The organism is Ferrimonas sp. (genome assembly GCF_048263965.1).
In the GTDB taxonomy this organism is placed as follows: Bacteria; Pseudomonadota; Gammaproteobacteria; order Enterobacterales; family Shewanellaceae; genus Ferrimonas.
The window spans coordinates 43404-55908 of sequence record NZ_JBLXDO010000008.1 but is presented as its reverse complement, the minus strand read 5'-3'; the positions used below and the strand labels follow the sequence as shown (position 1 = coordinate 55908).

The 12505-nt window shown below is 58.9% G+C and carries 9 protein-coding genes; 7 read left to right on the top strand and 2 right to left on the bottom strand.

Annotated elements, in window-relative coordinates; all coding sequences use genetic code 11:
• Positions 1–106 precede the first annotated feature (106 nt).
• On the top strand, positions 107–1021 hold the full coding sequence (gene rdgC / locus ACN0RV_RS09230) for a recombination-associated protein RdgC (protein WP_417347332.1): 915 nt from the start codon (positions 107–109) through the stop codon (positions 1019–1021).
• A gap of 79 nt (positions 1022–1100) precedes the next feature.
• On the opposite strand, the gene ACN0RV_RS09225 is transcribed toward rdgC, so the two are convergent.
• Complete coding sequence (locus ACN0RV_RS09225; RefSeq protein WP_417347331.1) at positions 1101–2882, bottom strand: M61 family metallopeptidase; 1782 nt, start codon at positions 2880–2882, stop codon at positions 1101–1103.
• Positions 2883–3363: 481 nt separating this feature from the next.
• Between ACN0RV_RS09225 and ACN0RV_RS09220 the strand changes: the two genes are divergently transcribed.
• The 5 genes from ACN0RV_RS09220 to ACN0RV_RS09200 all read left to right on the top strand — a co-directional run bounded on the left by ACN0RV_RS09220 (position 3364) and on the right by ACN0RV_RS09200 (position 8511).
• Positions 3364–4920 carry a diguanylate cyclase gene (locus ACN0RV_RS09220; protein ID WP_417347330.1) on the top strand — a complete coding sequence of 519 codons (1557 nt, stop codon included), beginning with the start codon at positions 3364–3366 and terminating at the stop codon, positions 4918–4920.
• A 242-nt stretch (positions 4921–5162) separates the two neighbouring features.
• Complete coding sequence (gene ppnN / locus ACN0RV_RS09215; protein WP_417347329.1) at positions 5163–6536, top strand: nucleotide 5'-monophosphate nucleosidase PpnN; 1374 nt, start codon at positions 5163–5165, stop codon at positions 6534–6536.
• Positions 6511–7281, top strand: coding sequence for a flap endonuclease Xni (xni, locus tag ACN0RV_RS09210; protein ID WP_417347328.1), 771 nt, complete (start codon positions 6511–6513; stop codon positions 7279–7281). The genes ppnN and xni overlap by 26 nt, the downstream gene beginning before the upstream one ends.
• A 10-nt stretch (positions 7282–7291) precedes the next feature.
• Positions 7292–7984 (top strand): SDR family oxidoreductase, encoded by a 693-nt coding sequence (locus tag ACN0RV_RS09205; RefSeq protein WP_417347327.1) that lies wholly within the window; start codon positions 7292–7294, stop codon positions 7982–7984.
• Positions 7985–8073: 89 nt separating this feature from the next.
• The gene (locus tag ACN0RV_RS09200; protein ID WP_417347326.1) at positions 8074–8511 is read left to right on the top strand and encodes a DUF3192 domain-containing protein; all 438 of its coding nucleotides are present in this window, start codon (positions 8074–8076) and stop codon (positions 8509–8511) included.
• Positions 8512–8576: 65 nt separating this feature from the next.
• Here the strand turns inward: ACN0RV_RS09200 and ACN0RV_RS09195 are convergent, their stop codons facing one another.
• Complete coding sequence (locus ACN0RV_RS09195) at positions 8577–11318, bottom strand: S9 family peptidase (RefSeq protein ID WP_417347325.1); 2742 nt, start codon at positions 11316–11318, stop codon at positions 8577–8579.
• A gap of 162 nt (positions 11319–11480) precedes the next feature.
• Between ACN0RV_RS09195 and ACN0RV_RS09190 the strand changes: the two genes are divergently transcribed.
• Positions 11481–12488, top strand: a complete 1008-nt coding sequence (locus ACN0RV_RS09190; RefSeq protein ID WP_417347324.1) for an isocitrate dehydrogenase — start codon at positions 11481–11483, stop codon at positions 12486–12488.
• Positions 12489–12505 lie beyond the last annotated feature (17 nt).

Sequence of the window (12505 nt, the reverse complement as noted above, 5' to 3'; positions counted from 1 at the left end):
CACTGATGCAGCACGCCTCTCTTTCTGTCCTTTGCTATCCCTTGCCCGAGAGGGGCGTTGCCAATACACTGGCGGGCCATTCCCATCCCATAGTCAGGACAACGCCATGTGGTTTAAGAATTTGCTGCTCTACCGTCTCACCAAACCCACCCAGTGGGATGCCGATGAGCTGGAACAGCAGCTGGAACCCTTCGTGTTCAAACCCGCCGGCAGCCAGGACATCAGCAAGCTGGGGTTCGTCAAGCCCCTGGGCAAGGTCGGTGACAGCCTGGTGCACAGTGCCCAGGGCAACCTGTTGCTGGCCATTGAGAAGGAGGAGAAGATGCTCCCGGCTGCGGTTATCCGCGAAGAGCTGGAGCAGAAAGTCAGCCTGATCGAGGATGAACAGGGCCGTAAGGTCACCAAGAAGGAGAAGGACAGCATCAAGGATGAGATCGTCCATACCCTGCTGCCCCGCGCCTTCAGCCGTAAAAGCCGCACCCGAGCGCTGATTCTGGCCCCGCTGCAGCTGGTGCTGGTGGAAGCCACCAGCCACACCAAGGCTGAAGAGCTGCTGAGCCTGATCCGCAAGGCGATCGGCTCTCTGCCCATCGCTCCGGTGAGCATGACCCGCCTGCCCGAGGAATCCATGACCGAATGGGTCACTCGTGGCCACGTCGGCGAAGGGTTCACCATGCTGGATGAAGCCACCCTCAAGAGCCCTCTGGAAGATGGCGGCAGCGTTGCCGTAAAACAGATGGCTCTCAACAGTGATGAGGTGACCGCCCACATCGAACAGGGGCTGGAAGTCACCAAGATCGCCCTGGAGTACCGGGATATCCTCTCCCTGGTGCTGGGTGCGGACCTGTCGGTGAAGCGCCTGAAGTTCAGCGAAGAGATCCGCGATCAGAACAGTGAATTCGACAAGGAGGAGTTGGCCGCTCGTCTGGATGCCGACTTCGCCCTGATGTGCGGAGAACTCACCGGCTTCCTGCCCGACCTGTTTGCCGCCCTGGGAGGGGTGGAGCAGGAGAAGGTGTAATACCACTGTCCGAGCCTTCACATGGTGAAGCTCTAAGGCAGAATCAGAAAGGGCGGGGATATCCCCGCCCTTTCTCTTTTTACTGCTCCTCTTTCGAGTCGAAAGGCCACTTTACGCCGGCCCAGGCTTCGAAGGCCCGCCTCTGGGCCTCACTGGCGTCAATCATCGGCTGCAGCTTCAGTTTACCCGCCTGCTGAGTGCCGGGTTTAATCGCCAGCTCCATCAATCGGTCACGACGGAACAGGGTCAGGGTCACCGGGGTATCCAGGGGCAACTCCGACAGGCGATCCTGCCACTGGCTGGGCAGCAGACGCATGCCGTTGATGGCCACCAGTTGATCCCCTGTGGTGACCCCGCCTTGCCAGGCCGCGCCCTCGCGCCTCACATGGGTGACCTTGGCCAGCCCTTTCTCCTCTGTGATCTCCAGCCCCAGATCCACCTGCTCGGGCTTCTCCTGAGGAGCTCGCTCCAATCCCAGCTGAGTCAGCATGGCATCGAAATCGGGCTGGAAGGGGGAATCTATGGTCTGTTGCCACCAATCACTGAAATCACTGCCGGTCACCGCCTTCAGCCCAGCCAGCACATCCTGCTCGGAGAAGGATTTTGGCAAACGGTGGTGCTCATACAGATAGCGGTGCAACTGACGGTAGTGGTGCTTGGCGTCACTGCGGCGAATCATCTCCAGATCCAGGGAGAGGGAAGCCAGGTAGCCCTCGGAATAGATGTTGACGCTGTGGTTGCGGGCGTAGTCACCGCCGGTGGCGATCCAGTTATCGACGCTGGCCTGGGCCACACTCTGCACCTGGGCGCCGGGTTTGGTCTCACTGCGCTCGATGCGTTTCGCCAGATCTTCGAGAAACTCCTGTGGGCTGATCAACCCGGCACTGAGAAGCAGCTGCTTCTGAAAATAGCTGGTAGAACCCTCCGCCAGCCACAGCAACCGGGTGTAGTTCTCACTCTGGTAGTCGTAGGGCACCAGCCCCTGAGGCCGGTAGGCCTTTACATTCCAGGTGTGGATAAACTCATGGGAGGCCAGACTGAGGAAACCCACATAGTCTTTGCGCTTGTGGAAACGGTATCTGGGCCGCTGGATCACCGTGGAGTTGAGGTGTTCGGTGGCACCACTGGCACCGCTGGTGGCGTGCACCATGAACACATAACGTTCGAAGGGGTAACCTCCCCAAAGCTTGCCCCCTTCGGCCACCAGCTTCTGCAGATCCTCGATGATCTGCTGCTGGTCGTAGTTGCCCTCACCCCAGAACACCACCTCATAATCGCGACCATCCTGCCGGAAACTCTGACTACTGTGCTCACCGGTCTCGATGGGACTGTCCACCAATACGTCGTAGTTGTCAGCGGTGAAACGGTGAGGCTCGGGGGACACCATGCCGGACACACTGCGCCAGCTGCCGGGAACAGACAGCGACACAGACACCGGCTGGTCACGCAACTCCGGGCTGTAAACGAAGGTGGCCGAGGCGTCCAGGTAGGCATGGCTGTCATCAATATGACGAGTGCGATCACCCAGTTCATTAGCATAGAGCTGATAGCGAACACTCACTTTGGTTGCCTCTGTCAAGGTGACAGCCCAGCGGCTGCGATTAACCTTGATGACGGGCAAGGGGTGGCCATCGGCGTCGGTGACCTCGAGACGGCGAATGCCATCGGCCAGGGGCAGCAACTGGTAACGCCCGGTTCGCCAGTCCGGCAATTGAAACTCGAAGTTGCCGGCTTGCTGCCGGGGAAACTCGGCAGTAATGGTGGCCAGATGGTGTTGAGGCTGGGTCAGTTCAACCCCGTACTGGACCTGTGCCTGGGCCGAAAGGGTCGCCAGTGCCAGGGTGCCAAGAACAAAACGCATTGATAATCCTTTTTTAACCGATTCTCTTCCTGGTGGGCGCCGGAGTATATCAGCGGCCCGGTGCTGAGGTGGAGACCTCAACTGTCAATCTTTGTGTCAAACTGGGAAACTTGCTGCATATTTATGCAGACATCATCCCTGACCCGGTGCAGCTCAGCCCTAAGCATAGAAGCTCATTTTTGCAGTTAGCGTTCCCTCGCTAAAACTGAGTTGTCATCTTTCCTTAACATTAGAATCGCCTGTAAATCACAGTCACACCCGACGAAATGTAGCGAAAATGTTATTCGATGAGCGGTTTTTCCTGACTTTGGCTCAACAAGAACGACACCGAATTCGCAATAACCAAATTTTAAAAAGTCTTTGGCAAAAGCCCTCTTGCACTTAAAAACAAAGCCGCTACGATACACACTGAGCCCTTCCAAAAACGAAACCACTTTTAAAACAATCACAGGGCTGGGCGGATTGAAGGTAGCAAACGCGAATGAATATGGTCACTGACGCCAAATCTCAGCTGGAGCATATGCAGAAAAAGCTAGATAAAGTACGCAAAGAGCAGCAGGATCTCGAAGACGTACGCGCCAAACAGCTTCAGGGACTGATTCAATTCTCCATGCGCCTGGGCCTGTGTTGCAAAGGGCAGAACCTGGAGCTGGACAACCGTCTGGCCAAAATCCGTCAACAACTTTCCGATCCCAATAATCTCGACAACGCCCTGCCCGAAATGGGTGAGCTGAGCCGGGCTCTTCAGACTCAGTACCAAAATACCCAACGGGAAATCGAGCATAACCAGCAATCGATTCAACAGCTGGCTCGCCAACTCTCCAGCCTGAGTGGCATCCCGGAAAAGCTCAAACGCGAAATCAAGTACTACCAGCAGGATATCCAGAAACCGATTCACACCGTGTGGGAGATCATTCCCCGGGTGGAACAGCTGGTTAAATACTATGAACAACTGCTGCAGGAGCGCCTCGCCAAAGAGGATCGCATCCCCACCACTCCCAAGCACCGCCAGCTGGCCCATGAACTGGCCCAGCTCCTGTCCGAGATCGAGTTCCCCAGCCAGTATGGCGAGGAGATCAACGCCATCAAGGCGATGCTCAGTGGTGACGTGCAGGTGGACCAGCTGCTGGAAGCCTACAGTCAGGTACTGAATATCCTGGTGGCCGAGATGGCCAAGGAGAAGAGTGCTTCCCAACAGTTCCTGGCCGCCATCACCGACTCCCTCTCCGTGGTTCGACAGGCCATGGGAGAGAATTGGCAGGCCACCAGCAACAGCTACAAGTCCAGCAAGGCGTTCAACCAGAAACTGAACAGCCACATGGGCCAGTTCAGCGACCAGGTCTCCGACGCCGGCGACCTGCAAACCCTGAAAGCCCAGGTGGTCAATGAGCTGACCTTTATCCGTCAGCAACTGGCCAAGCGCGATGCCCAGGAGCAGAACGAGTTCCTGGCAATGAAGCAGAGCATGCAGAAGATGCAGGCGGAGATAAACAGCCTCACCGCTGAAGCCGCCAGCTACAAGGACAAGCTGATTGAGCAGCAGCGCCTGAACCAGGTGGATGCCCTGACTCAGCTGCCCAACCGCGCCGCCCTGGATGAGCAGCTCAAGCGCGCCTACCGTCAGTTTAAGCGTTACGGCCATGACCTGTGGGTCACCGTGGCGGATATCGACCGTTTCAAGAGCATCAACGACAACTTTGGCCACACCACAGGGGACAAGACCCTGCAGGTGGTCTCCATGGCACTGAAGAACTCCCTGCGTAAAGAGGAGTTTGTCGCCCGTTACGGAGGCGAGGAGTTTGTGGTTTTGCTGCCCGGCATGGACAGGGAGCAGGTCCAGCAGGTACTGAACCGGATCCGCGAGCGAATCAAGGCGATACCCTTCAAATTCCGCGATGAAAGACTCTCCATCACCGTCTCCATCGGCGCCGCCAAAGTGGGGGCCAATGAGACCATTCAGGAGACCTTCGAGCGCGCCGATGCCGCCCTCTACCGGGCAAAACGTCAGGGTCGTGACAAGGTAGAGATGGACGACTAAGGGATAATAAATCCATAGCGCATTGAAAATTAAAGGCTATCCTAGTTAGACGGGTGGCCTTTTTTTATGGCCCCCTCCAGGACTTGGTGACCTTGGGTGGCAAGAGTTTGGCCAACCCCAAACTGCCCGCAGACACCGCCACCTTCAACACCCTCCAAGCACCTTGGTACCGCAGACGATAGACGTTGACGCCAAGCTAAGCAGCGAAGCTCAACGAACCCTAATAACAATAGGAGGTGCCCATGCAGGTACAGATCAGGCCCAGGGGAAGTCTGGTGCAGCTTTCACAGCTGGAAGTGGCGCGGTTGCAGGAGAGCGCCGCCTCGGACCTCTATCAGCTTTACCGCAACTGCTCCCTCGCCGTCCTGGCGTCCGGAGCCCACACCGACGACACCACCCAGCTGTTCGCCATGTTCAGCGAATTCAAGATCCGCATTCTTAGAAGAGAGCGCGGCATCAAACTGGAGCTGACCAACCCGCCCCCACAGGCCTTTGTCGACGGCCAGATCATCCGGGGGATCCAGGAGCACCTGTTTGCGGTGCTGCGGGACATCCTCTACATCGGTGACCGTCTGGACAGCATACGCCACATCAACCTGACCAACTCCTACCACATCACCAACGTGGTGTTCGAAACCCTGCGCAATGCCAAGGCCCTGCCCGCCGACGCGGCCCCGGACATGGTGGTGTGCTGGGGCGGCCACAGCATCAGCCGCAGTGAGTTCCAGTACACCCGGGAGGTGGGTTACGAGCTGGGCCTCAGAGAGCTGAATATCTGCACCGGCTGCGGCCCGGGCGCCATGGAGGGGCCCATGAAGGGGGCCGCCATCGCCCACGCCAAACAGCGAATCAAGGATGGTCGCTTCGTGGGACTGACCGAACCCTCCATCATCGCCGCGGAGCCGCCGAACCAGATCGTCAATGAGCTGGTGATCCTGCCTGACATCGAGAAGCGTCTGGAGGCCTTTGTCCGCCTCGGCCACGCCATCGTCATCTTTCCCGGCGGCGCCGGTACCATGGAGGAGCTGCTCTACCTCATCGGCATCCTGCTGCACCGGGACAACAACGATCAGCCCATGCCGCTGATCCTCACCGGTCCCGCTGAGAGCGCCGCCTACTTCGAGGAGATAGACCGCTTCATCGCCACCACCCTGGGGGAGGAGGCACAGAAGCTCTACCAGATCATCATCGACGATCCGGAAGAGGTGGCCAAACACCTCAAGCAGCAGATGCCGGTGGTCAAACAGCACAGGCGCCACATGGGCGATGCCTACACCTACAACTGGTCCCTGAAGATCGAGCCGGAGTTCCAGCTGCCTTTCGAACCGGACCATGAAAACATGGCCAACCTCAACCTGGTTCCTCAGAAAAACCCGGCCCTGCTGGCCGCGGATCTGCGTCGCGCCTTCTCCGGCATCGTCGCCGGCAACGTGAAGCCGGAGGGGATGGCCCAGATTCGGTCCAAGGGAGCATTCCAGCTCTATGGCGATCCCAACATCATGAAAAAGATGGATAAACTGCTCGCGGCCTTTGTCAGCCAAGGTAGAATGAAGCTCGAAGGGGAGTACACCCCATGCTACGAGATTCATAATGTCCGCCAAAGTCCTGCTCATTGACGCCCTCAACCTGGTCCGCCGCATCCATGCGGCGGTGCCCCAGGGAGACAGGGATGCCCTCTACGAGCGCACCCAGGCCGCCTGTCACAAGATGATTCGTTTCCATCGGGTCAGCCATGTGGTCATGGTGTGGGATGGGGAGAACAGCCACGCCTGGCGCCAGGGGATCCATCCTGAGTACAAGGCTCACCGGCCAGCCATGCCGGAGGAGCTGGCCCAGACCCTGACCAACCTAAGACAGGCACTGGACAAAATTGACATCCACTCCATCAGCGTCGAGGGCACCGAGGCGGACGACATCCTCGGCACCCTGGCCAGCAAGATACTCAGCGCCGGTGGCCAGGTGGTGCTGGCCTCCACCGATAAGGGCTTTTTCCAGCTGCATCCTATGGGGGTGACCCAGTGGAATCACTTCGATCAGTGTTGGCTCGATGGCGACTACTGCCTGGAGAGGTTCAACCTGCCGCCAGAGCGGATGCTGGAGTACTGGTCCCTGGCCGGTGACAGTGGCAACGGCATCCCGGGGATTGCCGGCATCGGCGCCAAGACCGCCAGCCGCCTGCTCAATGAGCACCCCATCGCGGAGCTGTTCAATGAGGGCGTCGTCTCCGGCAAGATTGGAGAGAAACTGCGGGCCGGCTACCCCATGGCCCAGCTAAGCTACAAGTTGGCAAAGCTCAGATGTGGGCTTAAGCTGGATACCAGCCTAAACCAATTCAGAATACCCAGAACGTTATCCGGATAAGGACTATCACATGGCCAACTTAACCCTGATCACCGGTGCCAACCGGGGCATCGGCCTCGAATTCTGCCGCCAGTATCTGGCCCATGGCGACACTGTCATCGCCTGCTGCCGGAACCCTGAGCACGCAGAGGATTTGCAGCTGCTGTCAGAGCAGTACCCCAACCAGCTGGAGCTGGTGGCCCTGGAGCTGGGTGACCCTGAACAGTTCCACTCACTGGCGGACTACCTGAACGGGCGCACCCTGGACAGGCTGATCCTCAACGCCGGCGTCTATGGTCCCAAGGGGGTACCCTTCGGCGACTACCAGCAGGAGCACTTCGAACAGGTGATGCGCATCAACGTCGCTGCTCCGATGCTGCTCACCCAGGCCCTGGTGACCAATCTGGGTCAGGGCAGCAAACTGGCCCTGCTCTCCTCCAAGATGGGCTCCATTACCGACAACGGCAGTGGCGGCAGTTACGTCTACCGCGCCTCCAAGTCAGCGGTCAATGCCATCGGCAAGAGCCTGGCCATCGATCTGCAGGACCGGGGCGTGGCCGTGGCGATCCTCCATCCGGGCTGGGTCCAGACCGACATGGGCGGCCCCAACGCCCTGATCACCACCGAAGTATCGGTGCGCGGCATGCGACATGTGGTCGAGCAACTGACCCTGGTGGACAGCGGCACCTTCTACAACTACGACGGCACCGCACTGCCCTGGTAAGACTCATTGTTAACAGAGTGTTTCCGAACGGTAGAAATAGCGCAACGAGCAGAGTAAAGTATTCCCGCTCTCTCTTTTAGGAAGTGACCATGGAACAGCGTCGTCCCAAATCCAGCAACATCCCCAAGATTATCGGGCTGATCCTCGGTGGCTATGCACTGTTTGCCGCCCTGGTGATCGCCTTCTACGACCCCGCCCCCGCCACAATAGCGGATATGGACTGGGATGATCGCCAGGTGTTTAACCAGAACACCATTGCCACCCTCTCTCTCGGGGATGGCAAGAAGCAGGTGATGGAGGCCCTGGGCGCCCCCAACTTCAACGACGCCCAGATCATCGACGGCGTGGAGATGCAACTGGTGCGTTATCGCACCCACCACGTCAAGAGCGATGGCGAAACCACCCCGGATGAGTGCACGCCGCTGCTGTTCGTTTCCGGCAAGCTGGTGGGCATTGGGGACCACGCCGTGGACACCTACATGAGCAATGGCCTTCCCAAGCTGCAGCAGGTCAGCGCCTCCAACTGATCGAATACCCCAAAGAAAAAGCGCACCCATGGGTGCGCTTTTTTGTGAACACTCAAGCCCGCTTTTTACTCTTCAGCCTTGCTCTTGAGGTAGGGCACGCCCTCGCTCCACCACTTGGGCGCCTCGGCCCCCTTGAGGTAGTGATCGAAGAACTGCTTCATCTTGACGCTGTAGTCCAACTTATTAGGGTACTTCTTCAGATGGTGGGGTTCCCCCTCATACTGCAGCATCACCACCGGCTTGGCGGCCCGGCGCATCGCCATATACAGCTCAATTCCCTGAGGATAAGGTACGGCGTCATCTTCGTCGCCGAACATGATCACCAGAGGAGTATCGATGCGATCCACGTGGAAGATGGGGCTGTTCTCGATGTAGAGATGGGGCGCCTCCATCAGGGTTTTACCAATACGGGACTGGCCGGACTCATACTGGAACTGGCGGGTCAGGCCGCTGCCCAGACGGATGCCGCCATAGGCACTGGTCATGTTGCTCACCGGTGCACCTGAAACCGCCGCGGCAAAGATGTCGGTCTGGGTGATCAGGTAGGCATCCTGATAGCCGGCCCAGGAGTGCCCCTGGATGCCGATGGCGTCCTCTTTGGCGATACCCAGGTCAATCACCTTTTGCACCCCGGGCAGCATGGAGGCCAGGGAGGACTGGCCTGGGTGACCCACCTCGAAGCGGATGTCCGGCAGGAACACCGCATAGCCGTCATTCACATACTGGGCGAAATTGGGCCTGTGGTTCAGGGCCATCTGCGGGAAGTTGTGCAGACGCTGGCTCATGAAGCGGTAGAAGTAGACCAGAGTCGGCAGAGGTTTCTCACCCTTATAGCCTGGAGGCGTGATCACCACCCCGGAGAGAGGCTTACCGTCATTGGAGCGCCAGTGCACCAGCTGCGCCTGTCCCCACGCCAACTCCTTGAGCTGGTCGCCGAGACGACTGACCGGCTTGAGGCTGTTCACCTGGCTGCTGGTGGCCAGCAGATCCGGATAAAGGTCATAGCGCTGCTTCTTGAACAGCAGGGTATCGGCATCCTCCGCCTTGGCGACGAAGCTCAGCTTATAGTCCCCCTGCTGTGCCGGCTTGAGGCTGACGTCAGCCAGGTTGAGGTGATACACCCCTTCCCGCTTGTCGAAGTCATTGTAACCGTGCACCAACACAGGCTTGGCGCCGTCCAGCAGATCGCTGCGCTCGTCGGTGTCGATCACCCGGTACTGCCATTTGTCCGCCCGCCCCTGGGTCAGGGCATTCAGCTTGCCGCTGCCATCCAGGCGCCAGATATCAAACTTGTCGTACACCAGCACACCGGAGCCATCCTTCAGCCAGGGACCAAAGCCGTAACCCGGTGCCGGCGAGGGATAATCATGATCCTCATTGGCAAACCCAAGTTTGGGACCACCGGCGACCTCCGAGGTATTGCCACTGGCGATATGGTGACGATAGAGCTGGCCGCGTACATACCAGGCCACCGCATCATCCAATGGCGACAGGCTGGGCTGATCATCGCTGCCGGACTGGGTCACCAGCAGGCGACGCTCGCCGCTGTCCATGTCCACCAGGTACCAGTCCTTGTAGAAACCGGCCCAGGAGATCATCTTCAGATAGGGTCTGTCACTGCTGGCCAGCAGGTAGCGGGCGTTGTCCGCCACCTCAACATCCGGCACCCTGGCGTCCGCCAGCTGCACGAAACGCTTGTCTTCCAGGTGCCACACCCCAACGTAGTTGTGCTTGCGGGCCTTGGCGTACTGCTTGATCTCATTGGTCTTGATGCGCGGGTCATCCCCATGCCAGACATTGAGCTCCACCCGGGAGAGCATCACCTCCATATCCTGGAGATCCCCATCCGCCTTAAGGTCACGGATCAAGCCCTCTTTGGCCAGGGGCAGCTGCCGGCCGACAAACAGACGCAAGCCATCACGGCTGAAGTGCAGCTTGCTGTGATCGGTGACCAGCATGCCATCTTCTGGCAGAGCCAGGGCATCGGCGGGTCTGGGCCCCTGGCTCAGCCACAGCTCATGAACCAGCTGATGTTCCTCTTCGGGCTTCAGGTAGGCGGTGGTAAAGGCCACGGCACCGCCAGACTCACTGATGGCCAGCTTGGCGGCGTGCCAATCCTGGCGCTGCCACAATACGGTGTCCTGACCTGTATCCAGGTACCTCTGGGTCACGCCATTGGCCACCCCATCCTGATGGCTGGTGGCATAGACCAGGACATTGGCGTCCCGGGCCAGGGCAAACTGGGTCACAGACTCCAACGCCAGTTCGGTGCCGCTTTTCAGATCCAGCAGCAGGGCGCGGCTGCCCAACTTGTCGGCGTCGATCGCCTCCTCGTCCGCTTTCTCATCCTTCTCCTTGTCGGCCTCTTCGGCCTTGAAGCTCAGCATCAGGAAACGGCCATCGGCAGAGAAGTCTGCCTTGGTGACCGATTCAAACACCCGCTGTTCGCCGGTGGCGGTGTTCACCAGGATGCGATCCACATCCATCTTGGCCGCCTTCTTCTTGCCGGCGTTCTCCCGCTTCCACAGGGGGGCTTTGCGCTCGAACAGGGCGTAGCCGCCGTCGGCACTGAGCAGGGGTTCTACCCCTCGCTCCACCTGCCACAGGCCACCGTCCAGGCCACGGACCAGCCCCCGGGGTTCTCCCCGATCTGGCTGAGCCACATAGGCCACCCACTGGCCATTATCGGCAATAACCGGATCTTTAAGGGTTTCAAAGTTCATGATCTGCTGCAGGGATAGGGGCGCCGCCGTAGCGGAGGCGCAGGCCAGCCCGACCAGGGCGGCAAGGGGATGCCAAATCCTCAAGAGTGACTCCTTAATAGTAATTATTCGCGCTTTCGACCTTTCTCTATCTGTAACCACAGCGTTAAAAAAGGTAAGATGGCGCCCGACTATGCTAACAAAGCCCCCGATAAGAGTCACAAAATAGAGGGGCAGGATCATTAAGACCTATGGAAGGATGTATCCATGTCTAAACGCAATATCACGGTAATTCCCGGTGACGGGATCGGTCCAGATATCATCGAAGCCACCCTGAAGGTTCTGGACAAGGCTGGGTGTGATTTCAACTATGAATTCGCCGATGCGGGCCTGATGGCCTTGGAAAAGCATGGCGAGTTGCTCCCCCAGAAAACCCTCAACCTGATTGAGAAAAACCGGGTCACCCTGAAAGGTCCTCTCACCACCCCTATCGGTGAAGGCTTTACCTCCATCAACGTTACCCTGCGTAAGAAGTTCAACCTCTACGCCAACGTACGTCCCGTACTGTCCCTCAAGGGCACCCAGGCACGCTACGACAACGTTGATATCATCACCATCCGCGAGAACACCGAAGGGATGTACTCAGGTGCCGGCCAGCGGGTCAGCAACGACGGTGAAACCGCCGAGGCGATGAGCATCATCACCCGCGAAGGCGCCGAGCGCATCTGCACCTTTGCCTACGAGCTGGCTCGTAAAGAGGGCCGCAAGAAGGTCACCGCGGTGCACAAGGCCAACATCATGAAGTCCACCTCAGGCCTGTTCCTGAAAGTGGCCCGTGAGGTGGGCGAGCGCTACCCGGACATCCAGTCTGACGAAATGATCGTTGACGCCACCTGCATGAAGTTGGTGATGGATCCCAGCCAGTTCGACGTCATTGTTACCACCAACCTCTTCGGTGACATCCTGTCGGATCTGTGCGCCGGTCTGGTTGGTGGTCTGGGTATGGCCCCAGGCGCCAACATCGGTAAAGATGCCGCCATTTTCGAGGCGGTTCACGGCAGTGCTCCCGACATCGCCGGCCAAAACCTGGCCAACCCCACCGCCCTGCTGCTGGGCGCGGTGCAGATGCTGGAGTACCTGGGCATGGCCGACAAGGCAGCCCGAATCCGCGACGCGGTTCGTGACACCATCGCCGCCGGCGAGCACGTCACCCGCGACCTGGGCGGAGAAGCAGGCACCACTGAGTTCACCGACGCCATCCTGGATCGTCTGTAATTCAGCGCAGTTGCTGG